At 71.4% G+C, this 26,435-nt stretch carries 17 protein-coding genes, 1 tRNA gene and 2 pseudogenes; 9 read left to right on the top strand and 11 right to left on the bottom strand.

What is annotated here, in order from left to right:
- Positions 1 to 10: 10 nt before the first annotated feature.
- From ACIGJO_RS16505 to ACIGJO_RS16490, 4 genes are all read right to left on the bottom strand, one after another.
- Complete coding sequence (locus tag ACIGJO_RS16505) at positions 11 to 2,425, bottom strand: polysaccharide lyase 8 family protein (RefSeq protein ID WP_399958359.1); 2,415 nt, start codon at positions 2,423 to 2,425, stop codon at positions 11 to 13.
- Between the two features lie 32 nt (positions 2,426 to 2,457).
- Positions 2,458 to 3,876 (bottom strand): M60 family metallopeptidase, encoded by a 1,419-nt coding sequence (locus ACIGJO_RS16500; protein ID WP_399958357.1) that lies wholly within the window; start codon positions 3,874 to 3,876, stop codon positions 2,458 to 2,460.
- A gap of 314 nt (positions 3,877 to 4,190) precedes the next feature.
- The gene (locus tag ACIGJO_RS16495; RefSeq protein ID WP_399958986.1) at positions 4,191 to 5,285 is read right to left on the bottom strand and encodes a LacI family DNA-binding transcriptional regulator; all 1,095 of its coding nucleotides are present in this window, start codon (positions 5,283 to 5,285) and stop codon (positions 4,191 to 4,193) included.
- A 59-nt stretch (positions 5,286 to 5,344) separates the two neighbouring features.
- Complete coding sequence (locus tag ACIGJO_RS16490) at positions 5,345 to 6,331, bottom strand: hydroxyacid dehydrogenase (protein ID WP_399958354.1); 987 nt, start codon at positions 6,329 to 6,331, stop codon at positions 5,345 to 5,347.
- A gap of 502 nt (positions 6,332 to 6,833) precedes the next feature.
- On the opposite strand from ACIGJO_RS16490, the gene ACIGJO_RS16485 reads away from it, so the two are divergent.
- The 6 genes from ACIGJO_RS16485 to ACIGJO_RS16460 all read left to right on the top strand — a co-directional run bounded on the left by ACIGJO_RS16485 (position 6,834) and on the right by ACIGJO_RS16460 (position 15,307).
- A complete protein-coding gene (locus ACIGJO_RS16485; RefSeq protein WP_329946083.1) occupies positions 6,834 to 7,712 on the top strand; it encodes an ABC transporter permease subunit in 879 nt (292 codons plus the stop codon).
- A 103-nt stretch (positions 7,713 to 7,815) separates the two neighbouring features.
- Positions 7,816 to 8,676 carry a carbohydrate ABC transporter permease gene (locus tag ACIGJO_RS16480; protein ID WP_399958984.1) on the top strand — a complete coding sequence of 287 codons (861 nt, stop codon included), beginning with the start codon at positions 7,816 to 7,818 and terminating at the stop codon, positions 8,674 to 8,676.
- Between the two features lie 49 nt (positions 8,677 to 8,725).
- Positions 8,726 to 10,399 carry an extracellular solute-binding protein gene (locus tag ACIGJO_RS16475; protein ID WP_399958350.1) on the top strand — a complete coding sequence of 558 codons (1,674 nt, stop codon included), beginning with the start codon at positions 8,726 to 8,728 and terminating at the stop codon, positions 10,397 to 10,399.
- Complete coding sequence (locus ACIGJO_RS16470; RefSeq protein WP_399958347.1) at positions 10,396 to 11,862, top strand: M1 family metallopeptidase; 1,467 nt, start codon at positions 10,396 to 10,398, stop codon at positions 11,860 to 11,862. Before ACIGJO_RS16475 ends, ACIGJO_RS16470 begins: the two co-directional genes overlap by 4 nt.
- On the top strand, positions 11,859 to 14,075 hold the full coding sequence (locus ACIGJO_RS16465) for a right-handed parallel beta-helix repeat-containing protein (RefSeq protein WP_399958344.1): 2,217 nt from the start codon (positions 11,859 to 11,861) through the stop codon (positions 14,073 to 14,075). The genes ACIGJO_RS16470 and ACIGJO_RS16465 overlap by 4 nt, the downstream gene beginning before the upstream one ends.
- 41 nt (positions 14,076 to 14,116) lie before the next feature.
- A complete protein-coding gene (locus ACIGJO_RS16460) occupies positions 14,117 to 15,307 on the top strand; it encodes a Gfo/Idh/MocA family protein (protein ID WP_399958341.1) in 1,191 nt (396 codons plus the stop codon).
- Between the two features lie 172 nt (positions 15,308 to 15,479).
- Here ACIGJO_RS16460 and ACIGJO_RS16455 read toward each other — a convergent pair whose 3' ends face one another.
- Positions 15,480 to 16,379 carry a transketolase family protein gene (locus ACIGJO_RS16455; protein ID WP_399958338.1) on the bottom strand — a complete coding sequence of 300 codons (900 nt, stop codon included), beginning with the start codon at positions 16,377 to 16,379 and terminating at the stop codon, positions 15,480 to 15,482.
- A gap of 87 nt (positions 16,380 to 16,466) precedes the next feature.
- The gene (locus tag ACIGJO_RS16450; protein WP_399958335.1) at positions 16,467 to 17,168 is read right to left on the bottom strand and encodes a transketolase; all 702 of its coding nucleotides are present in this window, start codon (positions 17,166 to 17,168) and stop codon (positions 16,467 to 16,469) included.
- Positions 17,169 to 17,295: 127 nt separating this feature from the next.
- On the opposite strand from ACIGJO_RS16450, the gene ACIGJO_RS16445 reads away from it, so the two are divergent.
- Positions 17,296 to 17,369: transfer RNA gene (locus ACIGJO_RS16445), tRNA-Pro, on the top strand.
- Between the two features lie 99 nt (positions 17,370 to 17,468).
- On the opposite strand, the pseudogene ACIGJO_RS16440 reads toward ACIGJO_RS16445, so the two are convergent.
- Positions 17,469 to 17,789 (bottom strand): annotated as a pseudogene (locus ACIGJO_RS16440) (site-specific integrase); the annotation flags it as partial.
- 363 nt (positions 17,790 to 18,152) lie between these two features.
- Here ACIGJO_RS16440 and ACIGJO_RS16435 point away from each other — a divergent pair.
- Positions 18,153 to 19,475: a hypothetical protein gene (locus ACIGJO_RS16435; protein ID WP_399958332.1), complete on the top strand. Its 1,323-nt coding sequence runs from the start codon at positions 18,153 to 18,155 to the stop codon at positions 19,473 to 19,475.
- A 34-nt stretch (positions 19,476 to 19,509) separates the two neighbouring features.
- On the opposite strand, the gene ACIGJO_RS16430 is transcribed toward ACIGJO_RS16435, so the two are convergent.
- Positions 19,510 to 20,928, bottom strand: coding sequence for a DUF2252 domain-containing protein (locus ACIGJO_RS16430; protein WP_399958329.1), 1,419 nt, complete (start codon positions 20,926 to 20,928; stop codon positions 19,510 to 19,512).
- A gap of 456 nt (positions 20,929 to 21,384) precedes the next feature.
- Between ACIGJO_RS16430 and ACIGJO_RS16425 the strand changes: the two genes are divergently transcribed.
- Entirely contained in the window at positions 21,385 to 23,448 is a 2,064-nt protein-coding gene (locus tag ACIGJO_RS16425) for a phosphocholine-specific phospholipase C (RefSeq protein ID WP_399958326.1), read from the top strand.
- 67 nt (positions 23,449 to 23,515) lie between these two features.
- On the opposite strand, the gene ACIGJO_RS16420 is transcribed toward ACIGJO_RS16425, so the two are convergent.
- The 3 genes and pseudogenes from ACIGJO_RS16420 to ACIGJO_RS16410 form a co-directional block, all read right to left on the bottom strand.
- Complete coding sequence (locus ACIGJO_RS16420; protein WP_399958323.1) at positions 23,516 to 24,421, bottom strand: DUF2510 domain-containing protein; 906 nt, start codon at positions 24,419 to 24,421, stop codon at positions 23,516 to 23,518.
- A gap of 126 nt (positions 24,422 to 24,547) precedes the next feature.
- Positions 24,548 to 25,270 (bottom strand): response regulator, encoded by a 723-nt coding sequence (locus ACIGJO_RS16415; RefSeq protein ID WP_399958982.1) that lies wholly within the window; start codon positions 25,268 to 25,270, stop codon positions 24,548 to 24,550.
- A gap of 2 nt (positions 25,271 to 25,272) precedes the next feature.
- Positions 25,273 to 26,224, bottom strand: a pseudogene (locus ACIGJO_RS16410) (HAMP domain-containing sensor histidine kinase).
- Positions 26,225 to 26,435 lie beyond the last annotated feature (211 nt).

Genomic DNA, 26,435 nt, shown 5'->3' with positions numbered 1-26,435 from the left:
CTGGGGTGGGTTACTGGACGAGTTCGGCGCGGTGGGTGTGGCCGCGGGAGCCACCGACCGCCACGGTGAGGACCGGGCGGTGGCCCGGCACCACGCTCACGGTGTCATCGGCGCTGTCCACCGTACGCACGCGGTGCGGCAGCTCGACGGTGAGGCTGGTCAGGGTGCGGCCGGGGTCCGACACGGCGACCGAGATCCGGGGCCCGCGCCGCTGGACCAGGACCGACGCGGGACCGGACGCGGTGATCCCGCCGGCAGTGCCCGCGGCCCAGAAGTTCACCGCCGTCAGCCCCTGCCGGCGCACCTCGACCGCCTGCGCGCCCGCGTCGTTGACGAGGACCCGCACGGGCCGGGAGCGCGACCAGACGGCCGTCGCGGCGGCCGACGCCCCGGGCAGCAGCACATAGGCGTACCGCGCGTCGGTGGGGGAGACTCCGTGGTCGACCCACAGGGTCAGATAGCGGCGGGTCAGCGGCTTGTCCGAACCGCCCGTGTCCGCCCCGGTGTTGATGGCGCGCCAGGTGCCGGTGCGTTCCTCGCGCAGGGTGCGCAGCGCGGCGCCCTCGGGCAGCACGTAGCCGCCCACCCCCTCGATGTGCGCCCAGCGGGCCCGGTCGAACTCCTTGGACCAGCCCTGCGAGGACGGCTGCCGGACGCCGTCCACGACCAGCCGGTGCCGGCCGTCCGCACCGAGGCCGCGGTTCTCGACGATCGTCTCGACCGGCTGTCCGTCGTCCGAGGTGATGCCCGCGCCGAGCGCGATCACGGCATTGTCGAGCAGGAACCACGACCTCCGCGCGCGCAGCGAAGTACCCGGGGCGCCGGTCAGTTCCATGGCCGCCGCGCCGTACCGGGAGTGGAGGACCACGCCGCCCGCGACCGCGTTGGACGGCCGGTAGGTGGAGGTCCCGCCGCCGGTGCCGAGATCGGTGCGTCGCCTGGTGTCGACGGTGGTGCCGGGCAGCCGGTAGGGGTCGACGGTGGGCCAGAAACCGTTGTTGAACTGCCCCAGGTCGTCGGCGTCGTAGAGATAGGTCATGCCGTCGCCGGTATACCAGCCGTGCAGGTTCTCGCCGTTGCCCGCCTCGTAGGCCGAGATCCGCTTCGAGGACAGCGACAGGGTGTATGCCCAGCGCGGCTGCCGGTGCACCACCCGGTCCATGTCGGCGAAGACGAACAGGCCCGTGGTGCGCGGCGCCGCATCGATCCCGCGGTCGTTCAGGACGGCCTTGGCCAGGGCCAGTTGGGGGAGCGAGGCGAAGGCGGCGAACGGCGCGGTCCGGTTGCGGGTCAGCCAGCCCTTGACGACCGAGCGCCAGCGGCCGGCGTACGCGGCCGGCGCGCCCGTCGCCAGCAGCAGGATCGCGGACACGGCCGCTGCCCCGTCCCGGTGGTCGCCGGCCCGCTCCCGGGAGATGGCGCGGCCGCGCACCGCGTCCATCATCAGCCCGTCGAAGAGCACCGGGGTGAAGGAGCGCTCGACGGCCTCGTACATCACCGAGACCGCCGGGTCCGCGACGGCCCACGGCGAACCGGCCAGCAGCGCCAGCAGATGGGCGGAGCCGCTCAGCAGGACGGTGCCGTACGAACCGGTGTACGCGACCACGTCGTGCTGGACGAACGAGCCGTCCTCGTAGAACCCGTCACCCGAAGCGGCGTAGCGGAACAGGCTGTTGCGTCCCCCGTCGCGTACGTCGGAGAGGGCGTCCCGGGCCGAGACCAGCTTGGCCCCGTCCCGTCCGAGCAGCCCCCGCAGGGCGACGATCACCGCCTTGTCCGTGCGGTTGGCGCCGGTCTCGGCGAGCGTGGGGGAGTTGGTGCGCCGGTCCGCGTTCGGGCAGAACCGGTCGACGGCCGCCAGATGGTCCGCCAGATCGGCGGCGGGCAGCCGTTCACGCAGCAGTACACAGCAGTCCATCAGGGCGCGCGGTGCGCCGATCTCCCAGAACCACCAGTTGCCCTTCTCCGGCCTGGTGGGGTTGTACGCGGTGTCGTGGGCGAAGCGGAGGGCGGCGACGAGGGCGTCGGCCACCTGCGGATCGGCGGCGAGCGAGGTGCCGGGGGTGGCCCAGGCGGTGGCGATGGTGCGCAGCCGGGTGTAGCTCTGGCCGAAGTTGCCGGCGTCGGTGACCGGCGCGAGGTCGGGCCACAGCGCGGTCCGGCCGGCGGTCCGGTCGAGGGTGTTCCACAGACCGCGGGCGGTGGTGTCGAGCGTGGCGGCCGCGGTGGCGAAGTCGGCGTCCGAGGGATCGAACGCGCCCCCGGTCAGGAGGCTTTCGGCCCGTCCGAGAAGGGCGGCGAAGTCGTCCGGCTCCGGCGCGGCTCCGGTGCGCCCGGTGGCGGCGGCGGGGCCGGCCGTCGCGACGAGCGCGGTGGCGGCCGTGGCACCGGTGGCGGCGAGAAGGGTCCTTCTGCTCATGTCCATGCTGGCTCCTTGTCGGCTCTCTGCCCGGGTGTTCAGTCGCTGAGGGTGCTCGGGTCCACGGGCGGCTTCGGCAGGTTCAGCGCCGCCAGCTCCGCCCTGCCCGTGGCGTCGACCGGGAAGGCCCAGGTGGTGAGGAAGAAGTCGGTGAGGTCGTGGCCCGCGACCCGGCTGGAGTAGGTCGCCAGTGCCCGGTAGCGCTTGTCGTTCTCCGTGTAGTGGGACTGCGGGTTCTCCTCGCGCACGAGCTGGTGCAGCCGGGGCCAGAAGTCGTCGCCGAAGGCGAGTTCCAGCTGGCGGAGCGGGACGAGCTTCTCGTAGGCGCTGAAGGACTTCTCGTACGTCAGCCCCGCCGTACCGAACTTGGCCCGTGAGGACTGGAAGACGGTGAGCCCGGTCGCCGGGTCGACGGTGAGCAGGTTGGAGGGCTGGTCCAGGGCGCGCTGGGCCGCCAGCGAGTAGATGTTCACCGTGACCTCGGTGAGACCGCCCGGCTTGTACGCCATCTGCTGGTGGAGGTGCCCCAGTTCGTGGTAGAGCCCCCAGCCGCGGGTGCGCAGTCCCTCCACGGTGGTCGCCCGGTCGAGGTAGGCGCGCGGGAAGCCGTTGTACCCGTGTGTGGCGTAGGCGCCGACCCCGGTGGGCACCTTGCTGACCTCGGTGAAGTGGTACGGGCCCGCCTTGCTCCGGTGCACCGGCTTCGAACCGTCCAGCCCGCTGATCCGCGCGGCCGAGTCGATGATCCGCTCGACCAGCCGCAGCAGGGCGGCGTGGTCCTCGCCGCGGTACAGGAGCGCGCCCTCACGGGTGAGCGTCATGATCGTGTGCGGTGCGTGGAGCTCGACGTACGGGGAGTCCGTCAGCGTGTCCAACTGCTGCTGGAAGCCGGCCTCGCGGGTGCTTCCCAGCATGAAGACGGGCATGGCCACGGAACCGGACCTGAACAGCACGCCCGCCCGCTCGCCGTTGCCGGTGAGGGTGAGATAGACCGGGCCGCCGTGCGGGTCGGTGACGGTGTTCGCGCCAGCGGTGAGCGGGTAGCCGCGCGGTTCCTTGATCTCGCCGTAGTAGTCCCAGGCGCCGATCCACAGGGTCGGTACGAGGCCGTCGTGCGGCTGGACGGTGAGGCTCAGGGCGGTGCCGGGCGCGACATAGCGGCCGGTGGGCTGGAACTCGCTGCCGCGCAGGGCCTGGGCCAGACGCAGCCGCTCGGCCTCGGCCGCGGGGCGGGCGGTCACGGTGACCCGGACCGGCCGGTGGCCGGCCGCCGTTGCGGAGCCGAGGGCGGCCGCCGGTGCCGCGGCGGCGCCGAGCGCGGCCAGAGCCCCGGCGCCGGCTGCCGCGGCGAGGACGGATCGGCGGCCGACGGGGGCGGCCGCGGCGGCAGTGGTGACATCCGTGGTGGCTGTGGCTGTGGCTGTGGCGGCTGATGCGGCTGAGGCGGAGAAGCGCATGCGGAACTCTCCCTGCAGAAATGAGTGAGGGGCCAAAGCGTGCGGGGGTGGTGAACCCGCCGTCAGCATGTAAGCGGTTGCTACGAAGCCGCAAGAGGAGTCGGGAAGTTACTACGATTTACTATGGCCGAGCGGGGTCCCCAGTCCGGTAAGCGGTCACCCCCGACCGGCCGCCGACCGCCGCCTTCGGACCGGCACGGGTACGTGCACGGGCCTCCGGTCACGTCCGGCCCGCAGCCTCACCGGCCCGCCCTGGACGCAGCCTCACACGGTCCGCCCGCCCGGGAGGCCGCCCCGCCCGGCCCGCCCCGCGGTCACGCCCTGCTGCCGCGTCCCGCCCTCGGGGCCACCGAGTCGCGCACCACGATGTGGGTGCCGAGCCGCAGCGCACCCGTCGTCGGCTCGCGCCAGTCGTCCTCGTCGTCGCCGGAGACGGCCAGGCGCACCGCCTGCCGGCCCATCTCCTCCAGCGGTACGTGGACCGTGGTCAGCCGGGGCCGCAGCTCCTGGGCGACCGGGATGTCGTCGTACCCCACCAGGGAGATGTCCTCGGGCACCCGCAGCCCGGCCTCCTCCAGGGCCTGTGCCGCGCCGGCCGCCACCATGTCGTTGGCGGCGAAGACTGCTGTGAAGTCCGGTCCGTCCCGGAGGAGTTCGGCCATCCTCCGGTATCCGAAGCCGCGGCTGAACGCGCCGGGCTGCGCCAGGTCGCGGTCCTGGGGCACACCGCGCAGCTCCAGGGCCCGCAGATGTCCGGCGAGCCGGTCGCGGGTGGTGGAGAGCTTGGGCGGTCCGCCCAGATAGAGGATCCGCTCATGCCCCTGCATCAGGAGATGGTCGGTGATGGCGAAGGCGCCGCCCTCGTTGTCGTACTCCACCGCCGCCGTCGGGGCGGGATCGTCGAGCGGCGGTCTGCCGCACAGCACCAGCTTCGAGCCGCCCGCGTCCAGCTCACGGGCCCGGCGGGCCAGTTCGGAGGTGTAGCCGCGGTCGGCGATGCTGCCGCCGACCACCACGACCGCGTCGGCCCGGCGCTCGTGCATCAGGTCGATGAAGGCCAGCTCGCGCTGCGGGTCGCCCTGGGTGCAGCAGACCAGGCAGAGCCGGCCGCCGAGCGCGGCCTCCCGCTCCACGCCCCGCGCGATATAGGCGTAGAAGGGGTCGATGACCTCGTTGACGATGATGCCGACGGTGCGGTTGGAGACCCCGGCCAGCGCGCGGGCATGGGCGTTGACCACATAGCCGAGCTCGCGCATGGCGGACTCGACCCGCTCCCGGGTGGCCTCGGCCACCGGGTAGTTGCGGTTCAGGACCCGGGAGACGGTCGCCGTCGAGACGCCTGCGCGCCGCGCCACGTCCGTGACCGTCGCCCGCCGCTGTCCGTCCGCGGCCGTGCTCTGCCGGCGCATCCGGCTCACCCCCTGGCTGTTGTGTGACGCCGAGCCTAGAGCCTGCGGGGCGGTGGGGTTCATGCGATCCTCCCCAGGTCGGCCCGGCGCACCGGATGGGCGAACGGTGATCCGCCCGCGTACCGGGCCAGCTCGTCGACGGCGAGCGCGCCCAGGCGCCCGATCTCATTGCCCTGGGCACCCGCCAGATGCGGGGTGATGAAGACGTTCGGCAGGTCCCACAGGGGGTGGTCCGGCGGTAGCGGCTCGGGGAAGGTGACGTCCAGGACCGCGTCGAGCCGCCCGCTGACCAGGTGCGCGGTCAGCGCCTCGGTGTCCACCAGCGGGCCGCGCGCCGTGTTGACCAGCAGGGTTCCCGGACGCATCAGCCCGATCCGTCGGGCGTCGATCAGCCCCTGGGTCTCCGGGGTGTCGGGGGCGTGCACGGTGACCACGTCGCTCGTCGCCACCAGCGTGTCCAGATCGGCGGGTGTGACGCCCAGGAGTTCCGCCTCGGCCGCCCCGACGTAGGGGTCGTACAGGAGCACCTCGGCATCCAGCACCTTCAGCAGTTCGATGACGCGGCGGCCGATCCGCGAGGCGCCGATCACGCCGATGGTCAGACCGTGCGTGCCGAGCCAGTGCTGACGGTCGAGGTCTGCTCCGGTGCGGTGGGTGCGCCGGGTGCGGAACAGCTCGGCCAGCGGGAAGACCCGCTTGGCGCCCATGATGATCGCGGCAAGCGTGTACTCCGCCACCGGCACGGCGTTGGCGACCGCCGCGGAGGAGACGACGATGTCGCGGTCGAAGGCGTCGGGTGACAGAAACGTTTTCACCGTGCCCGCCGCGTGGATCACCGCGCGCAGCCGGGGTGCCCGTGCCAGCAGTGCCGCGTCCACGGGCGGGCAGCCCCAGCCGGTCAGCAGGACCTCGGCCCCGGCCAGTGCCGCCGCGGCCTGCGGCGAGTCGAACTCGCTGATCACCGTGGGGTTGTGCAGTTCGGCGATCTCTTCGAGCCGGGCCCGTACGGGGGGCGGGAAGACGTCGTCCAGCAGCCCGGGGCTCATGACCAGGACCGTGCGCGGCCGCTCGGGGGGCGGTGTCGCGGCATCGGCACCGGATCGAGCCGGTGCCTCTTCGGTGGTTCGCACCCTGCCTCCGGACAGTAATCGCGTTCTATGGAATGACCGGCACGCTAGGGACATGGACGGCCGAGCGTCAAGCGACACTCGAAGCCGAATGCCCTGGTTGGGGGGTGATTTGATGGTTCTGTGCCCCTGGAATTGATCTCGTGATGATCCCGGATCGCAGCCTTTTCCTCAGATCTCTTGACCTTTGGGTTAACCGCTTACTAACTTGCGGCCGCAGAAGGCTCACCACGCGCCACCCAGCCGAACAGGACGCACCATGGCTGAAACAGCACCTCCGCTGCCGCGGGAAAAGCGGTCAAAACGGCGGCAGGGGGCCGAAGCGCCCGCACCGCCGACCGCCCCTTCGCCCGCCGGCCCGGCAACCGCACCCGTACAGCACCGCCTGACGCTCAGGCAGCGCCTCAAGCGGGACCGCGTGATGCTCCTGCTGACGCTGCCCGGACTGCTGTACTTCATCGTCTTCCACTACGTCCCGCTGCTCGGGTACGTCGTGGCGTTCCAGGACTACCAGCCCTACCTCGGCTACATGCACAGCGTCTGGGTCGGCTTCTCCAACTTCACGGCGGCGTTCGGTGACGCGGCCTTCTGGTCCGCGACCTTCAACACCCTGGAGATCGCACTCGTCCAGCTGGTGTTCTTCTTCCCCATCCCGATCGCCCTGGCCCTGCTGCTCAACAGCATCGTCAGCGAGCGGCTGCGGCGCTTCGTGCAGAGCGTCGTCTATCTGCCGCACTTCATCGGCTGGGTCATCATCGTCTCGATCTTCCAGCAGATCCTGGGCGGCGCGGGGCTCCTGCCCGACGTGCTGGGAGGGATGGGGCTCCCGCGCTACGACATGATGAGCGACCCCGACGTCTTCCCCTGGCTGCTCACGCTCCAAGTGGCCTGGAAGGACGCCGGCTGGGGCACGATCATCATCCTGGCCGCGCTGCTGAACATCGACAAACAGCAGTACGAGGCCGCCGCGATCGACGGCGCGGGCCCCCGGCGGCGCCTCTGGCACGTCACCCTGCCCGGCATCGCACCGGTCCTGATCCTGCTGCTCATCCTCAACCTCGGGCAGATCCTCTCCGTCGGCTTCGAGCAGATCCTGCTCCAGCGCGACGCGGTCGGCCCGGACGCCGGTGAAGTCCTGGACACCTACGTCTACTACCACGGCATCAAGGACAACGACTGGGGCGTCGCCGCCGCCGTCGGACTCGTCAAGGCGGTCATCGGCACCGCACTCGTCCTGGGCGCCAACAAGTTCGCCCACCGCCTCGGCCACGAAGGGGTGTACCGCGGTGCTGACCGCTGAGAAGCCGCCCGTCAGTCCCGTCCCCAGTACGGAACCGGCGAAGAAGACCACCCGTACCGCCCGCTCCGGACGTGCCGCGAAGTCCGACGGCCGTCCGCCGTGGATGGAACGGCCCACCCGGCTCGGCCAGTTCGCCAAGGGCCTCGCCATCGTCGTCGTGGTCGCCGCCGTCGCGTATCCGCTGCTCGGAGTCATCGGCACGAGCTTCGCCTCGCAGAGCGACATCATCCGCTCCACCGGCCTCGTCCTGTGGCCCGACCACCCGACCCTGGATGCCTACCGCACCATCTTCACCGGCGGCGTCGTCAGCCGGGCGCTGCTCGTCAGCATCGGCATCACGCTCGTCGGCACGCTCGCCAGCCTGCTCGTCACCGTCGGCATGGCCTACGGGCTCTCCCGCCGCGATGTGACCGGCGGCCGCTTCATCCTGATGATCGCGCTGTTCACCATGCTCTTCAACGCGGGCATCATCCCCAACTTCCTCCTGGTCAAGGGCCTCGGCCTGTACGACACCTACGCCGCGCTCGTCATGCCCACCCTGGTCAGCGCCTTCAACCTGGTCGTCCTGCGGTCCTTCTTCATGAACCTGCCGGAGGAGCTGTACGACGCGGCGAAGGTCGACGGCGCCGGGGACTTCCGCATCCTCGTACGGATCGTCCTGCCGCTGTCCAAGGCCGTCCTCGCCGTGATCAGCCTCTTCTACGCGGTGACCTACTGGAACGCCTTCTTCAACGCGTTGCTGTACCTCAACGACTCCGACAAGTGGCCGCTGCCCATGGTGCTGCGGACCTACGTCCTCCAGGGCCAGAGCCTCAACAGCGCCTCGGCCGGCGAGGCCCTCGCACCGCAGCAGGCCGTGCAGATGGCCGTCCTCGTGATCGCCGTCGTACCGATCCTGCTCGTCTACCCCTTCCTCCAGCGCTACTTCACCAAGGGCGTGCTCACCGGCGCCATCAAGGGCTGAGCGCGCCCCCCCCGGACCCTTCCGCCTCCTCTTCTCCCAAGGAGATCCTGTGTCGAGCTCCACCCCCATCAACCGCAGATCCCTGTTCCGCATGGGCGCGGGCCTCGGTCTCGGGCTGGCCGCCGCACCACTGCTCGCCGCCTGCGGCGACGGCGGCACCGTGGCCAAGGCGGAGGCCAAGAGCGCCTCGCTGCTGCCCACCACGGCGATCCGCAACATCGGCCTCAAGCCCGACCTGGCCGCGACCGCCGCCGGAGTGCCGCAGGGCTTCTTCGGCTACCCGGCCAAGCCGCTGCGCGCGACGAAGAACACCCCGCTCAAGGGGGCGGCCCCGATCAGCGCCACCATGGAGACCTTCTCCCCGCCGCCGCCCGCCCGGGGCAAGAACGCCGCCTGGCAGAGCATCGAGAAGCTTCTCGGCGGCCAGGTGAACATCACCGCCGTCCCCGCCGACGACTACGGCACCAAGTTCTCCACGATGGTGGCCAGCGACAGCCTGCCCGACCTCTTCATGTACCCCGAGGTCGGCGGCGTCGACAACAAGTCCGCCTTCCTCCAGGCCAAGTGCGCCGACCTGACCCCGTACCTCGCCGGGGACAAGATCAAGGACTACCCGAACCTGGCCGCGATCCCGAAGGGCGCCTGGCAGGCCGCGATCTTCGGCGGCAAGCTCTACGGCATCCCGATCGCCCGCACCGGCACCGGCGGTGCCGGCTTCTACCGCCACGATCTCTTCGAGGAGATCGGCATCACGAGCCTCGACCAGATCACCGGCCTCGACCGCTTCGTCGAGGCGTGCAAGGAGCTGACCCGCCCCAAGAAGGACCAGTACGCCATCATCGCGGGCGCCAACAACGTCCTCGCGATGTCGGCCGGAGCGCCGTACTCCTGGCGGCTCGACGCGAAGACCGGGAAGTTCACCCTCGACCTGGAGACCCCCGAGTACCGCAGCGCCATCGAGACGGCGCGCTCGCTGTACAAGTCGGGCTGCTACTACCCCGGCACCCTCCAGATGTCCGGGGCGCAGAAGGCCCAGTACACGGACATGTTCAAGAACGGCAAGGGGGCGTACGTCTACGACGGCATGCCCACCTACCTGGCGCCCGGTGTCGGCTACGTCGCCGCCATGAAGGCCATCGACAAGACGTACGACCCGCGCCCCTTCGTGCCGTTCGGCGACAGCGCCGTCGCCTGGATGGACAACGTCAAGCTGGAGAACACCCATGTGAAGAAGGCGTCCGGCGAGCGGGTGCGACAGGTCCTCGCACTGGCCGACTTCGCCGCCTCGCCGTTCGGCAGCGAGGAGTACACGCTGATCAACTACGGCGTCGAAGGCTCGGACTTCACCCGCGACGCCAAGGGCAACCCGGCGCTCACCAAGCAGGGCACCCAGGACGTCACGGTGCCGTGGAAGTTCATGGCCTCCGCCGTCCCCGCGATCTACAGCGCCGACTCCGAGCAGGGCGTGCGCCATGTGCACGAGGCGTTCACCACGATGGTCCCGATGATGGAGCAGGACCCGACGCTCCAGTTCTCCTCTCCCACCTGGGACTCCAAGGGCTACGGCAGCCTCTACTCGTTCAAGCAGGACGCGCTCAAGGACATCGTCGCGGGCCGCAAGCCCATGTCCGCGTACGACCAGCTGCTCAAGGACTACCTGGCCAAGGGCGGCGAGCAGGCCCGCGGCGAGTTCGAAGAGGCCTTCCAGAAGGGGAAGAAGTGACCACGCGACGCTCACTGATCGGGCTCGGCGGCGCGGCGGTCGCCGCGGCGGTGGCCCTGCCCGTCCTCGGTACGCCCGCCGCGGCCCGCCCGCACCGCTTCGACCCGCGGCCCGGCTCGGACGGAGTCGGCGACCCGCTCTTCCCGACGCTCGGCAACGGCGGCTACCAGGTCCTCCACTACGACCTCACCTTCGACTTCACCCCGGTGACGTACGACTTCACCGGCGTCGTGAAGATGAACGCCCGCGCCACCCAGGACCTGTCCGCGTTCAACCTGGACACCGACGGCCACACCATCGAGGCCATCACCGTCCAGGGACGTACGGCCACCTGGGAACTGACCGCCGGCCGGAGCGGCCAGGAACTCACCGTCACCCCGGCCCGCGCCCTGCGCGACGGCCAGGCGTTCACCGTCGAGGTCCGCTACCGGGGCAACGGCAAGGCGCCCCGGCTCGGACTCACCGGCTGGAAGTTCGGCACCGACGGCGGCTTCGCCTCCGCCGCCCAGTCCTCCCGCGCCGACACCTTCCTGCCCTGCAACGACACCCCGTCGGACAAGGCGACCTGGACCTTCCACATCAGCGCGCCCAAGGGCTTCGTCGCCACCGCCAACGGCGAACTGCTGCACCGGACCCCGCGCGCCGACGGCTCCACCGTCTGGCACTTCGCGCTCCGCGAGCGGATGGCTACCGAACTGATCGGCATCGCCGTCGTCAAGGGCACCTACCTCTACGGCACCGGCCACCGCGGACTCCCGCTGCGCCACATCGTGCCCCAGGGCCTGGAGGACACCTACGCCCCGATCGTCGCCCGCACCGCCGACCATCTGGCCTGGTGCGAGGCGAAGTTCGGCCGCTACCCGTTCTCCGTCTACGGCGTCCACATCTACGACGGCTACACCGACGCGCTGGAGAACCAGACCCTCTCGCTCTTCTCCACCAACTGGTTCAAGCCCAACGCCAACGGTCACCCGGGCTACGAGACCACCATGGTCCATGAGCTGGTCCACCAGTGGTGGGGCGATTCCGTGACCCCCGCCGACTGGCAGCAGGCCTGGCTCAACGAAGGCCCCGCGGTGTACTACGCCGCCCTCTACGGTGAGGAGCGCGGCTGGTCCGTCCTCGCCGACAAGATGAAGGCCACCTACGGCAAGCTCGACGCGATCCGCGCCGAGGACGGCCCGCCCGGACTGCCCAAGGCGCTCGGCGGCACCAACATCTACGACGGCGGCGCCCTGGTCCTGTACGCCCTGCGCCGGCAGATCGGCGACCGGGACTTCGACCGCGTGATGCGGCTGTGGCCCGAGCGGTACAAGGACGGCAACGTCTCCAGCGAGGACTTCATCCGGCACACCGTCAAGGTCACCGGCAGGAAGTCGCTCGACCCGTTCCTGCGCGACTGGCTCTTCGGAGCCGTGAACCCGCCCATGCCCGGCCACCCCGACTGGAAGGCCACCGCGTGAACCGCGCCACGCACATCCTGCGGGGAGCCGCCGCGGCGGTCACCACCACCTTCCTCGCGGCACTTCTCGCCGCCCCCGCCGCCCAGGCCGCACCCGGCGGGGCCCGCACCCTGTACGCGGGCCCCGACGGAGGCGGCACCTCCTGCACGGCCGCCCGGCCCTGCTCCGTCGAAGGTGCCCGGGACCGGGCCCGTACCGAGCGCGGCCGGGACGTCCGGGTACTCCTGAAGGGAGGCACCTACCGGCTGACGGAGCCGCTGGAGCTCGGCGCCGAGGACTCCGGGAAGAACGGCCGCACCGTCACCTGGACCGCGGCCCCCGGCGCCCGACCCGTCCTGTCCGGCGGACGCGACCTCACCGGCTGGCAGCGCGCCGCCGACGGCACCTGGACCGCCCCCGTCCCCGACGGCGTCACCCCGCGCCAGCTCTTCGTCGACGGGCAGCGCGCCGTCCGGGCCCGGGGCGAGGCGTGCGCGGCCGCCGTCTGCGACGCCACGAAGACGGGGATGACCGGCGCCGACGCCACCGGCATCGCCCGGTGGCAACGCCCCACCGACGCCGAAGCGGTGATCCGCGTCCGCTGGCGCAACTACCACTGCCGTATCGCGGGCGTCAGCGGCGACGTCATGACCTTCGCCCAGCCCTGCTGGACCAACTCCGCGAGCGGCACCGGCCGCACCGGCCCCTCCTGGGACTCCACCACGGTCGACTCCGCCCGCTACAGCGGGGTCGCCTTCTTCGAGAACGCCCCCGAACTCCTCGACACACCCGGCGAGTTCGCCTGGAACTCCGAAGCCCGTACGGTCACCTACCTGCCGCGCAGGGGCGAGAACATGCGCCGCGCGCAGGTGGTCACCCCGCACACCGAACAGCTCCTCGTCCTGGACGGCGCCCACGACATCACGGTCAGCGGCATCGGCTTCGCGTACGCGGCCTACCGGCAGCCCGGTACCGACGAGGGCTACGCGGGCACGCAGGCCGGTCTCACCCTGACCGGCGCCACCGGCCCCGCCGACCACGCGGGCCGCTACTACACCAAGCCCGCAGCGGCACTCACCGTGCGCGGCGGACAGCGTGTCCGCATCGACGGCGCGCGCTTCGAACACCTCGGCGGAGCGGGCGCGATCCTCGAAGCCGGTACCAAGGACAGCGCCCTGACCCGGTCCTCCTTCACCGACCTGTCCTCCGGCGCGGTGTACGCCGGTGACACGGAGCCGCTGCCCGGTACGGCGCTCGCGGGCGAGCGGAACACCGTCGCGTACAACACGATCCGCCGCACCGGCGTCGAGTACACCGACTCGGTGGGCATCTGGGCCGGATACGAGGCCGGGCTGACCGTCGACCACAACACCCTGGAACACCTGCCGTACTCCGGCATCTCCGTCGGCTGGGGCTGGAACCAGCCCGAGGCCCAGAAGTCCGTCCTGCGCGACAACAAGGTGACGGACAACCGCATCACCGACGTGATGGAAGTGGCGCGGGAACAGCACGACGGCGGCGCGATCTACACCCAGGGCGCCCAGCCGGGCACCGTCGTGTCCGGCAACTACATCAACCGCTCCGCCCACGGCAACACCGAGCGCGACGGCAACGGCATCTACCTCGATGAGCAGTCCTCGCACATCCTCGTCGAGAAGAACGTCATCACCCGCATCGGCTACAAGTGGGTCTCCAACTGGGCGGACTACGGGATCCGGAACACCGCCCGGGGCAACTGGACCGACACCGCGGCCCCCGCCCCCGGCGGCACCGGCTCCGTCATGACCGGCAACCTCACCGGCCTCGACCGGCTGCCGGCCGCCGCACTGGCCGTCGCCTCCCGGGCCGGCGCCCACGGCGGACGCGTCGAGCAGCTGCGCGCCGACCTGGCCCGTACGGGCACCGCGACCCAGTCCTCGACCGACCGGACGGCCGCCGCCGCCCTCGCCCTGGACGCGGACACCACCACCGACACCCGCACCCTCGCCGAGGCGGGAGCCTGGTGGCAGGTGGACCTCGGAACGAAGCGGCGCGTCCGCCAGATCGAGATCTGGAACGACGTCTCGTCCACGACGGCCGACTTCGACGTCATCACGGACGAGGGGTCCGTCCACGTCAGCGGAAAGTCCCTGCGTCCGACCGTTCTGGACCTGAACAGCAGCACCCGCACCGTGAGGATCAAGGTCGCCGGAACCGGACGCGTCGCCCTGTCCCAGGTCCTCGTCCACCCCTGACACCGTCCACCACGCACCACTGAACAACGAAGGAAGACCCCATGACCGACCTCCGTATCGGCGTGCTCGGCTACGGCCTGCGCGGCTCACTCGCCCGCACCGCCCACCGCCCCGGCTCCGGCGCCCGCGTCACCGCGCTGGCGGAACCGGACCCCCGCGCCCGTACGGAGGCGGCCGCGGCCTTCCCCGGCGCGGCCATGTCCGCCGACCACCGCGCGGTCATCGAGAACCCGGACATCGACGCGGTCCTGGTCCTCACCCCCGACCACACCCACGCGGACCTGGCCTGCGAAGCACTCCGGGCGGGCAAGCCGGTCTTCGTCGAGAAGCCCCTCGACATCAGCGTCGAGCGCTGCGACACCATCCTGCGCACCGCGTACGAGACCGGGACCCGGCTCTACATCGGGCACAACATGCGCCACATGCCCGTCGTCAGACTGATGCGCGACCTGATCCGCGGCGGCGCCATCGGAAAGACGAAGACGGTCTGGATCCGGCACTTCGTCGGATACGGCGGTGACTGGTACTTCAAGGACTGGCACGCCGAACGGCGGTACACCACCGGTCTGCTGCTCCAGAAGGCGGCCCATGACATCGACGTCCTGCACTGGCTGGCCGGCGGCTACGCCAAGGACGTGCAGGCGCTCGGCGACCTGATGGTCTACGGCGACAACCCGCACCGGCGCGAGCCGGGGGAGCCCAAGGCGGATGACTGGTACACCAAGGACGGCCACTGGCCCCCGCACACCCAGCGGGCGCTCAACCCCGTCATCGACGTCGAGGACGTGTCGCTGCTCAACATGCGCCTCGACAACGGGGTGCTGGCCTCCTATCAGCAGTGCCACTTCACCCCCGACTACTGGCGCAACTACACGGTCATCGGCGACGCGGGCCGCCTGGAGAACTTCGGCGACGGCCCCGGCGGCTGTGTGAAGGTCTGGAACACCCGGCGCTCCGGCTACCGCCCCGAGGCGGACGAGACCCATGAGATCCCGGCCGCCGAGGACAACGCCGGGCACGGCGGCGCCGACCCGCTGCTCGTGGACGAGTTCCTGCGGTTCGTCCGGGAGGGCGGCCGTACCGACACCTCACCGGTGGCGGCCCGGATGGCGGTCGCGGCGGGCGTACGCGCCACGGCCTCGCTGCGCGACGGCGGCACCCCGGCCACGGTGCCCGCACTGGATCCGGAACTGGCGGCGTACTTCGAGCGGGGCCAGGTACGCGCGGACTGAGAACGGCCTGGGCGCGCGGCATGCGGCGCGGCGGGACCTGGACGACCTGCCGACCGTGGGCGGGGACAGCCATCGGCGTGGCGGCACTTTGTCGCGAAGCGCGTTCCGGAGCGCGTTCCGGAGCGCTTTCCGGGACGCCTTCCCCCTCGCGCTCTCCGCGGCCGCCCGCCGCTCAGGCCGGCAGGAAGCCCGTGATCCGTCCGCGCAGACCGTGCGGGTCCAGTCCGTGTGCCGCCAGATGCTCGTCCATCTGCCCGTACCGCCGCAGCTCCGCCCGCCCCACCCCGAGGCCGAGCACCCGGTGGGGCAGCTCCGCGAGCGCGTCGTTGGCCGCCGCCGTCGAGGTGCCCGCCAGATACGGCTCCACGACCACCACATCGGCGCCGGGACCCGTGCCGACGGCGCGCCGCAGGCCGGCCGCGTCGAAGGGGCGCACCGTCGTGGCGTACAGCACGGTCACATCCAGGCCCTCGACCGCTGCCAGGACGTTGTCCAGCATGGGCCCGACCGCGATCACGGTGCCGCCCCGCCCCTCCCGTACGACGGTGAATCCGGACCCGGTCACGGGCCGCGCCTCCCGGTTCGACTGGAGGGAGAGCCGTACATACACCCGGCCCTCCCCCGCCACGGCCCGCCGGAGCAGGGTCTCGGCCTCGTCGGGGTGGCCCGGCACCAGGACCGTCCAGTCGTCGAGCGTGTCCAGGAGCGCCACGTCGCCCGGAGACATATGGGTGAAGCCCCCGGCCGGCCAGTCGTACGACGCACCGGCGCTGACCAGGACCGCGCCGAGGTTCTGATGGCCGAGGTCCAGCTTGACCTGCTCGAACGGCCGCTCCACCAGGAAGGCGGCGAAGGTGTGCATCAGGGGCCGCATGCCCGTCAGCGCCATTCCGGCGCCCGCCCCGATCAGCAGCTGCTCCCGGATGCCCACATTGATCACCCGGTCCGGGTGGGTCCGCTCGGCCTGCCCGAAGCCGTCGCGGCTGATCTCGGCCAGCACCAGGGCCAGCCGGGGGTCCTCGTCCAGGAGCTGTGAGGTGGTGGTGATGAAACGGTCGCGCATCGTGTCCATGAGGGTGTTCCTCCGTTGTGGCGGGTCTTGTCGGCGGTCCGGGCGGTCCGGGACCGAACGGGCGTCCTGCCCGTGCTGCGCGCGGGGTCAGCGCTTGGGGGCCACCCGCGCGACCACGGCCAGGGGGCGGCCGGGATGCGGTGCGGTGAAGGCCGCGTACAGCGCCTCGTGGTCCCGTCCGTCCACGGTCACCGTGGACCATCCGGCGGCCTCGAACCGGGCGGCGATGCCGCCGGGCAGGGCATGGCTCGCGGAGGCGTTGTCGATCACCAGGGTGTGCAGCTGCTCCAGCCCGGCGGGACCGGCGTAGGCGATCGCCTCGTGGTTGCTGCCCTCGTCGAGCTCCGCGTCCCCCGTCAGCACCCACACACGCGGACCGGTGAGTCCCTGCGCCCGCAGCCCCAGCACGGTTCCCACCGCCAGCGGGAGCCCGTGGCCCAGCGAGCCGCTGCCGATCTCGGCGCCCGGGACCAGCACCCGGTCGGGGTGGTGTCCCAGCGGCGAGCCGTACGACCCGAAGCCGGGCAGCAGCTCCTCGCCGAAGAATCCGCGTGCCGCCAGAACGGCGTAGTACGCCATCGGCCCGTGCCCCTTGGACAGCAGGAAGCGGTCCCGCCCGGGGTCGGCGACGGTCGCGGGTGTGACCCGCAGTACCCGGTCGTAGAGCACCCACAGGGCGTCCAGTGTGGAATGGGCGGCCGGGCCGTGCTTCTCGTCGCCCGTCATCAGGCCGATCAGCCGGTCCAGGTCCTGGTAGCCGCGCACCGGTGCGGCGGTCGTGTTCGTCATGCCTGCAGTGTCAAACCTCAACCAAGGTCGAAGTCAAGGACGGAAAGCCGTTCGTGAGCACCCGGTCAAGTGCGGTATTGTTCTCATGCGCGTTCGGCCAGGGGAAAAGCCCAGGTCAGACAAGCAACGGGACGTGGCGCAGCTTGGTAGCGCACTTGACTGGGGGTCAAGGGGTCGCAGGTTCAAATCCTGTCGTCCCGACTGGAGACAGTCGCAGATCAGGGCCGGTTTCGGAGAAATCCGAAACCGGCCCTTGATCGTTTTTGGGGACCGGTTGGGGGGCGATGTCCGTGACCGGCATCAGCGGGTCATGACGATCGGGCTCGGCGGGGAGCGCGGTGCGCAGAGCACGCTGAGGTGCGCGGAGAGCGCTGCGCCGACGGCGGTGATCTTGTCTATGTCCGGCTGGAGGCAGCGCTGGGTGGTGGTCGGTGCCCCGTGGCCGGCGATCCTGCGGAGGACGTGTACGTGGACCCCGGCGTCGGCGAACCAGGTCAGTCCGGTGTGCCTGTGCCGGAGGTCGTGGCGGCGCAGGTACTCGTAGCCGAGCTTGGTGACCACGTCGTCCCAGTGCGTGGCGTCGCGCAGGGCGGCGGTGGAGATACGTCCGCCGCGTGGGCCGGGGAGAGCCTGGTGATGCGCAGAGTCCCTGACCGCGGCAGCGAACCGTGACGCTTTCACCGAGTCGTAGGCGTCGATACGCGCGGTGCTGGTTGATCCGGTGCGGGCGGAGCGGAACACGCTGGCCGTCGGCCACTTGACTCGGCGGCGACCCTGGCCGTTCTCCCGCTGAGTGGGAGGGCGGCCTTTCCGTGTCCGGGAGCGAGGACCGCGCTGTCCGTTCCGCGTGCCTGCGCGGTGCCGGTTCCACGACGGCCCGCGGTCCTGTCCCCGGTGGGCCCAACTGAACGCGCCCCTGCCGGGGAAGCGTGTATCCAATGGGTGGGGGAGCGGCCCTTCTCCGTAGCCGCCCCTGGGAGTGCCATGAGTCTGCCGTACGAGTCGCCGGACGATGCCCACGGGACGGTACCGCGCCGGGCGGGCGGGTCCCGGGCGGGCGGGTCCCGGGCGGGGCGGACCGCGCGCAGTGCCGTCACGGCCGTGCTGATCACGCTCGGGTGCCTGCTCGTGCCGGTCTCGCTGCTCACGGTCTGGGTCCACGACATCGTTCTCGACAGCGACCGGTACGTGTCCACGGTCGCCCCGCTCGCGACGGACCCGGCGATCGAGGAGGCCGCCGTCCGCCGGATCACAGAGGCCGCCGACGTGCGTGTGGACGGGGTCCGGGTGACGGCGGACCTGGGGGCCTGGCTGGTGGACCAGGGGCTGCCGCCCCGTGTCGCCACGGCGGTCGAGGCGCTGGGACCCCAGCTGGACGAGGCCGTGGACCGGACGGTGGCCAAGGTGGCGACCCGCTTCGTCCGGAGCGACAGGTTCGAGGCGATCTGGACCGGGGCGAACCGTGCCGCCCACTCCTCCGTGGTCCAAGCGCTGACCGGGGAGGGCCGCGGTGCCGTGGAGGTGGAGGGCGGGACCGTCACCCTCGACATCGGCGCCGCCGTCGAGCGGGTCAAGGAGGATCTCGTGTACGCGGGCCTCACCCCGGCCGAGAGGATTCCCGAGGTCGACAAGCAGATGGTCCTGTTCCAGTCCGACCGTCTGGAGAAGGCCAGAAGCGCCTTCCGCCTGCTCGATGCCGTCGGCAACTGGCTGCCCGTGCTCACGGTGATCCTGGCTGCGGGCGGAGTGCTGCTGGCCCGTCGCCGCCGCCGGGCGCTGGTGACCACGGCGCTGTGCGCGGCGGCGGCCTGCCTCGTCCTCTCCGTCGCTCTGGCCGTCGCGCGCCGCTACTACCTCGACCATCTGCCTGCTCAGGTCCAGTCGCGGGAGGCCGCGGCAGCCGTCTTCGACACGCTGGTGCGATTCCTGAAGGACAGCGTCGGCACCGCCCTCGTTCTCGCGGTCGTCGTGGCGCTCGGCGCCTATCTGTCCGGCACCGGCCGCCTGCCGCGTGGCGTACGGGGAGCGGTGGAACGCGCGGCCGGCGCCGTTGCCGACCGGGGCGCCGCTCATGACCTCCATACCGGCCGCGCCGGAACATGGGTCCGGGCCCGCCGCCGTGAGGTCACCATCGGTGTGCTGGCGGTCATCGCGCTCGTGTTCGCTCTGTGGAACCGCCCGACCGTGCTGACCGTTCTGGCGTTCACCCTGGTCCTGCTGGCCGTGCTGGCCGTGCTGGCCCTCATCGCGCTGCTGGCGGCCGGTGGCAGGGCCGAGGACCGGGGGAAGGCCGCGGACGGGCCGTGACGGAGGGCCGGGCGAGAGCGCCGCCAGGCGTTCCTCAGCCGGAACGCGCGGGGACCCGGCCGCTCCGGATGGCCTTGAGGAGCGCGCGGTGATCGCGTTCGTTCTGGTCGGCGTAGCTCTCGGCGAAGACGGACAGGGCGCGGTCGAAGACATCGCTCCCGCCCAGATACGCGGCGATGGCGATCCTGTCGCCCGACCTGGCATGGGCGCGGGCGAGCGTGGAACCGCAGAGCTCACCGAACAGGCGCATGTCCCGCGGGGACATCAGCGAGGGTTCCGCGACGAACTTCCAGTCACGCAGCTGGCGGATGTAGAAATCGCGTTCCGTGCCGTCCATGCCCCGCGTCCGCTCCCAGCCGAGGAAGATGTCGCTCGCCGCCTGCATCAGACGCTGCCCGGCGACCACCCGCTCTCCCTGCGTGGCGAATTCGCTGCTGCCGATGTGCGGCGCGAGGACGGAGGCACCGGCTTCCTTGGCCTGGAGGAACAGGGGGTCGTCGCCGTCGCGGCCGAGCAGGAGGACGATCCAGCAACGGGTGCCCACGCTGCCGACACCCACCACCTTGCGTGCCATGTCCACCGGGGTGAACTCCGCGCACAGATGCTGCCGGTCGGTGGGCAGGCTCTGCCGGTACCGGTGCAGCAGGCCGCGGATGTCCTCCTCCATCCGCGCTCCCTCCGCCTCCGGGAGCAGATCGGCGAGTGGGGTGATGACGGGGGGAGCCGCCGCGATGCGCCGTTCCCCGTCGGCCAGGTAGGTGAGCTTCCCGAAGGCCTGGAGGCTGTCGCGGGACCTGGCCTTGTCCAGGGAACGGGCCAGACGCTTGCGTCCGCTGCTGCGCAGGTGCTGTGAGGCGAGAGCGGTGAGCGAGGCGGCGTCGACGTGCGAGTACCAGACGTCGAGCGTGCGCATGGTGGCGAAGCGGCGCATGTTCTCGCGGTACGACGTCACGGTGGAGCGGACGATCGTACGCCGTTGGGAGGTGGAGAACCCGTTCTCGCGGCCCGCGATGACGAGGCTGGTCGCCAGGCGCTTCACGTCCCACTCCCACGGACCGGGGAGGGTTTCGTCGAAGTCGTTGATGTCGAACAGGAGTTGGCGCTCCGGCGAGGCCAGCAGACGGAAGTTCAGCATGTGCGCGTCGCCGCAGAGCTGGGCCCGTATGCCCGAGTCCGCCGTCGAGGCGAGATCCCCGGCCATGATCGCCGCCGCTCCCCGGTAGAAGCGGAAGGGGGACTCCGACATGCGGCCGTAGCGCAGCGGGACCAGTTCCTGCAGCCTGGTCGCGGACTGCTTCTCGATGACGTCGACCGGGTCGGGACGGTGGCGGGAAGGGGAGTAGTCGCCGTGCGTGGACCTTGGTGCCCGCCTGCGGGCCGCCCGGCCGCGAGCAGCCCGTTCCTGCGGGGAGCGTTGTACCAGTCGGGTCGCTGACATCGGTTCGCGGTTCATTCGCCGTCTCCTGACGCGCGCGTACACGGGTCCCGCGTTCCTCGCCCGCGGCGGACGCACCGGCTGCGCGCTTCCTGTCCAGCAAACCGCAGATCACGGTGCACGGCATGTCGGGCCGAAGCCGCCGGCGGGAGGAACGGGGGCTCGTGACGGAGGCGGCCGGTGCGCGGCCGGAGAGCGGGGTGCGTCGCGCGGGAGTCGCGCCGGCCGGTCCAGGCGCGGGCGCCGGGGCTGAGGAACGGGGGGCTCGGCCTGAGGAACGGGGGCTCGGACGGGGGTGGCCGGTGCGCGGCCGGAGGGTGGGGTGTCTCGCGCGGGAGTCGCTCCGGCGGGCCGGGCCTTTGGTGGTGCGTACGGCCGTTGTTCACGGCGTCGTCGCGGCCTCTTCCCTTCTGCCCTGTCCTCTTGGAACATTCTGCTCGCTTCTGTTCCCTCACCCCAAGAGGCCCCACACTCATGGCTGACCTCAATCGCCGTCGCTTCCTCCAACTCGCGGGCGCCACAGCGGGATTCGCCGCTCTGTCGAGCAGCATCGACCGGGCCGCCGCGATCCCCGCGCACCGCGGCTCCGGCACGATCCAGGACGTCGAGCACATCGTCGTGCTGATGCAGGAGAACCGGTCCTTCGATCACTACTTCGGCGCGATGAAGGGTGTACGGGGGTTCGGGGACCCACGCCCGGTGACGCTCCCCAGCGGGTCGTCGGTCTGGCACCAGGCGGACGGGGCCAAGAAGGAGACCCTGCCGTTCCACCCGACGGCCGACGACCTGGGGATGCAGTTCCTCCAGGGCCTCAACCACGACTGGGCGGGCGGCCACCAGGCGTACAACGGCGGCCGCTACGACCGGTGGATACCCGCCAAGACACCCACGACGATGGCCTACCTCACGCGTGAGGACATCCCCTTCCACTACGCGCTCGCCGACAGGTTCACCGTCTGCGACGCCTACCACTGCTCGTTCATCGGGGCCACCGATCCGAACCGCTACTACATGTGGACCGGGTACACCGGAAACGACGGGACCGGCGGCGGTCCCGTGCTCGGCAACGAGGAGAAGGGGTACGGCTGGACCACCTACCCCGAACGGCTGGAGCAGGCCGGAGTCTCCTGGAAGATCTACCAGGACATCGGTGACGGCCTCGACGCCGCCGGGAGCTGGGGCTGGATCGACGACGCCTACCGCGGCAACTACGGGGACAATTCCCTGCTCTACTTCAACAGCTACCGCAACGCCCGCCCCGGCGACCCGCTCCACGACAAGGCGCGCACCGGTACGGACGTCAGGGCGGGCGACGGCTACTTCGACGAGCTCAAGGCGGACGTGCAGGCCGGGAGGCTGCCGAAGATCTCCTGGGTCGCCGCTCCGGAGGCCTTCTCCGAGCACGCCAACTTCCCCTCGAACTACGGCGCCTGGTACATCGCGCAGATGCTGGACGCGCTGACGTCCAACCCCGAGGTGTGGAGCCGTACCGCCCTGTTCATCACCTACGACGAGAACGACGGGTTCTTCGACCACGTCGTGCCGCCCTACCCGCCGTCCTCCGCCGCACAGGGTCTGTCCACCGTCGATGTCGGCCCGGACCTCTACCGGGGCGGTATCGCGTACGCGGCCGGTGCCTACGGACTCGGCCCGCGCGTCCCCATGCTCGTCGTCTCTCCCTGGAGCACCGGCGGCTATGTCTGCTCCGAGGTGTTCGACCACACCTCGATCCTCCGGTTCATGGAGCGGCGCTTCGGGGTGCGCGAGCCGAACATCTCCCCGTGGCGGCGCGCCATCTGCGGCGACCTCACCTCGGCGTTCGACTTCGGTACGACGGACACGGCCCCCGCCGCACTGCCCGACACGTCCGGCTACGCGCCGCCGGACCACGACCGCCACCCCGACTACCGGCCCACACCGCCCGGAGCCGGCAGCATGCCCAGGCAGGAGGCGGGCTCGCGCCCGGCCAGGCCGCTGCCGTACGCACCGTACGTCGACGGCGCGGTCAGCGTGGGCGACGGCCGCATCGCCCTGACCTTCAGCCCCGGTACGGCGGCCGGGGCGCAGTTCTACGTCACCTCGGCGAACCGCTCCGACGCCCCGTGGACCTACACCGCGGAGGCGGGCCGTACGGTCTCCGACACCTGGAACTCCGCCTACTCCAAGGGCACGCACGACCTCACGGTGCACGGCCCGAACGGTTTCCTGCGGACGTTCAGGTGTCCGGCGAAGACCGCCGGGGCCGAGGTGACGGCCCGCCACAACGCCGGCACGGGCAACCTGGACCTGACGTTCACCAACGCCGGGAGCACGGACGCGAGGCTCACGGTCGCCAACGCCTACGGGGGCCGGCCGCCGCTTACGGTCACGGTGGGACCGGGGGCGACGGTCCGCCACACCGTGGATCTGAGCGCCTCGCGGCGCTGGTACGACGTGTCCGTCGACGCGGGGACGGGCACCGGCTTCCTGCGGCGCTTCGCCGGCCATGTGGAGACCGGCGAAGCGGGTATCAGCGACCCGGCGACGCTCACCGTCTGACCGGCGCCCTGTGGACACCCGGTCCGGAGCCGGGTGTCCGCAGGGCGGTCCGGGGCAGGGCGTCCCGTCAGGCGGTCCGGCCGGTGCCGGCTCCGCCGGCCGCCGCCTTGATGCCCTTGGTGATGTCGTCCAGGACGGAGAGCTTCGGCGCCCCGGCGTTGACGTCGAAGCCGGAGCGGACGACGATCAGCATGTCCTTGGAGGCGGGGGACGGGAAGGCCAGCGACTCGACGTACCCGTCGTCGCCCTTCGCCGTCACCACCTTCCAGCGCACCGCGTAGCCCTTCTGGCCGGCCACGGTGACCGGCTCGGACCTGAGCTGTTCGTGCGAGGTGATGCCTCCGTAGATCTTCTCGCCGTACGACTCCTCGGCGTTGACCGCGATGTCCTTCTTGGCCGCCGCCTCCGCCGTGGTCGCGTCGAGCTTCAGGGCGATCGCCGGGGCCGAGAAAACACCGCCGCGCACGCACTTCTCGCCCGAGTTGCCCGGGCAGGCGTACTCACCGGTGGTGAGCCCGGCGCCGACGGTGCCCGACCTGCCGGTCCAGCCCTTGGGCACCGGGAGGCTGATGCCGCTGGCCAGGTCGGTGGCGTACCCCTTCTCGGTCGGCGGGATCTGCCCGTCGGGGGCCTGGCCGCCGCTCCCGTTCCCGCCGCTGTCCCCGCCGTTCCCGTCCGGTGCGCCGGGCCGCCCCGGTCCGCCGGACGGTGCGGGCTGCGGCGCGGTGGCGGCGCTGTCCGGCCGGTTGCCGCTGTCCTCCTGGAGCAGATACACACCGCCCCCGATGGCCGCGAGCACCACCACCGCGACCGTCGCACCGACGGCGACGCGTGTGCGCCGCCGCCGGATCGCCGCGGGCGGCACACGGAGGTGTTCGGTCCACCGGGTCCCGTCCCACCAGCGTTCCTGGACGGGGCCGATTCCTGAATGCCCGGGGTCTGGATGCCAACCGGGCGGGCTCATCTGGGTCACGGTGTGCACCGTATGCGTACTGAGTGAGAATCACATGAACTATCGGCACACGAACTCTCGGCGCATGGGCCCGGCGGGTCTGCTGGACATGCGTGTCCCGGGCCGGCCGCGGACCGCGCAGGGCCGTCAGGGCTCGATCAGACCGGCACGGATCGCATAGCGGGTGAGTTCCAGACGGTCGCGCAGCCCGAGCTTGTGGAGCAGGTTCGCGCGGTGCCGCTCGACGGTCTTGACACTGATGACGAGGAGCCGGGCGATCTCCTTCGACGAGTGGCCCTCGGCCACCAGCTTGAGGATCTCCTCCTCGCGTTCGGTGATGGTGCGGGCCGGGAGTTCGTCCCCCTCCCCGGCCCGTTCCAGGAAGTACCGGATCAGCGCGGTGACCGCACCGGGGTAGAGGAACGGCTCGTCGCGCATCGCGGCCCGGCAGGCTTCCACCAGGTCCCGGTCGGCGACGGACTTCAGTACGTAGCCCGCCGCTCCCGCCTTGAGCGCCTCGAAGAAGTACTGCTCGTTGTCGTACATCGTCAGCATGAGGATGCGCAGTTCCGGCTGGACCCGCGACAGCTCGCGCGCCGCCTGGAGCCCGGTCAGACGGGGCATCGCGATATCGAGGATGGCCAGGTCCGGCCGCTCGGCGCGGGCCATCTCGATGGCCTCGGCACCGTCGCCCGCCTCGGCGACCACCTGGAGGTCCGGTTCGCTGTCCAGGATGAGGCGTACACCGCGGCGGACCAGGGCGTGGTCGTCGGCGAGCAGGATGCGGGTTCTGCGCGCCGGTTCCCCCGGGGCGACGGGGGAAGCGGCGGCCGCGCCGGGGGAGGCGGGCGGGTACGAGGACATGGGCATGGTCACCGGCTTTCGTTCCGGACGGGCACATCGAGGCGTATCTCGGTGCCTCCCCGGGGGCTGTCACCGAGGTGGAGCGCGGCGCCGATGAGCAGGGCGCGTTCGCGCATGCCGCGCAGCCCCCCGCCCTCGGGGGCGTCACCGAGTCCCCGGCCGTTGTCGCGGACGCACAGCTCCACTCCACCCTCGCTGCGGCGCAGCGAGAGCTCCAGACGCGTGGCGCCGGAATGGCGGACCGTGTTGGTGAGGCACTCCTGGGCGATGCGGTACACGACGAGTTCGGCCTCGGCCCCCAGTTCGGGCAGGTCCTTCTCCATCCGGCGGCCCACCGTCATCCCCTCGGGCTTGGGTGTTTCGGTGATCAGCGCCGTCAGGGCGCTGACCAGGCCCAGTTCCTCCAGCACGCCGGGGCGCAGCCTGCGGGCGATCCGGCGGATCTCGTCCAGCCCGCCCCGGGTGACCTCCTGGACCTGGCGCAGGTCGCCGCGCAGCGGTTCGGGGCCCGGTCGGCGACGCGCTTCAGTTCGAGCAGTACGGCGGTCAGGGTCTGGCCGACCTCGTCGTGCAGCTCCTGGGCGACCCGGCGGCGTTCGGCCTCCTGCGCGGAGAGCGCGCGGGCGCTGCTGGTGGCCCGCTCCGCCTCCAGCCGGTCGAGCATCGTGTTGAACGTCTCGATCAGGTCGGCGACCTCGCCCCGCCCGGCCACCTCGGGGCCGGGCTCGGGCGCAGCAGGTCGATGGTGGTCATCGCCCGGGTGACCCGCTGGAGCGGGGCGAGTCCGAGCCTGAGCAGGGCCGCGTTGGCGACGAGCATCGAGGCGATGCCACCGGCCAGGATCAGGGCCTCGGTCAGCAGCACGGGGGTGGAGATGGTGATCGGGCCGAGCAGCAGCAGGGCCCCGGCCGCCACCAGCACCGCCGCGTTGAGCAGGAAGATCCGCCGGAACAGGGACAAGGGAGCACGGCCTCCTCAGGACAGACGTACGGACGGTTGACTGCCTCCACTATTGCCGCTGAACTGGCGCCGTGCCCCGCCCCGGTCCCCGTGTGCGCCCGCGTACATGGTGACCGCCCCCCGGAAATGGGTGGTGTCCCCGATGGTCCGAGCGGCGCCGCGTCCGCGAGCATGGAGGACAGGTCCCGCCTCCGCGCACCCGGCGGTGACG

This window comes from Streptomyces sp. NPDC079020 (assembly GCF_044542225.1).
GTDB lineage: Bacteria > Actinomycetota > Actinomycetes > Streptomycetales > Streptomycetaceae > Streptomyces.
Note: the sequence above shows the minus strand (reverse complement) of the source record. Positions and strands in the feature narration are given on the sequence as shown.

Coding starts and splice junctions, on each gene's coding strand:
- ACIGJO_RS16455 (WP_399958338.1), bottom strand. CDS start 16,379: ATGGACACGATGCGCGACCGTTTCATCACCACCACCTCACAGCTCCTG.
- ACIGJO_RS16415 (WP_399958982.1), bottom strand. CDS start 25,270: ATGCCCATGTCCTCGTACCCGCCCGCCTCCCCCGGCGCGGCCGCCGCT.
- ACIGJO_RS16500 (WP_399958357.1), bottom strand. CDS start 3,876: ATGCGCTTCTCCGCCTCAGCCGCATCAGCCGCCACAGCCACAGCCACA.
- ACIGJO_RS16425 (WP_399958326.1), top strand. CDS start 21,385: ATGGCTGACCTCAATCGCCGTCGCTTCCTCCAACTCGCGGGCGCCACA.
- ACIGJO_RS16460 (WP_399958341.1), top strand. CDS start 14,117: ATGACCGACCTCCGTATCGGCGTGCTCGGCTACGGCCTGCGCGGCTCA.
- ACIGJO_RS16480 (WP_399958984.1), top strand. CDS start 7,816: ATGGAACGGCCCACCCGGCTCGGCCAGTTCGCCAAGGGCCTCGCCATC.
- ACIGJO_RS16450 (WP_399958335.1), bottom strand. CDS start 17,168: ATGACGAACACGACCGCCGCACCGGTGCGCGGCTACCAGGACCTGGAC.
- ACIGJO_RS16505 (WP_399958359.1), bottom strand. CDS start 2,425: ATGGACATGAGCAGAAGGACCCTTCTCGCCGCCACCGGTGCCACGGCC.
- ACIGJO_RS16430 (WP_399958329.1), bottom strand. CDS start 20,928: ATGAACCGCGAACCGATGTCAGCGACCCGACTGGTACAACGCTCCCCG.
- ACIGJO_RS16435 (WP_399958332.1), top strand. CDS start 18,153: ATGAGTCTGCCGTACGAGTCGCCGGACGATGCCCACGGGACGGTACCG.
- ACIGJO_RS16495 (WP_399958986.1), bottom strand. CDS start 5,285: ATGCGCCGGCAGAGCACGGCCGCGGACGGACAGCGGCGGGCGACGGTC.
- ACIGJO_RS16485 (WP_329946083.1), top strand. CDS start 6,834: ATGCTCCTGCTGACGCTGCCCGGACTGCTGTACTTCATCGTCTTCCAC.
- ACIGJO_RS16490 (WP_399958354.1), bottom strand. CDS start 6,331: ATGAGCCCCGGGCTGCTGGACGACGTCTTCCCGCCCCCCGTACGGGCC.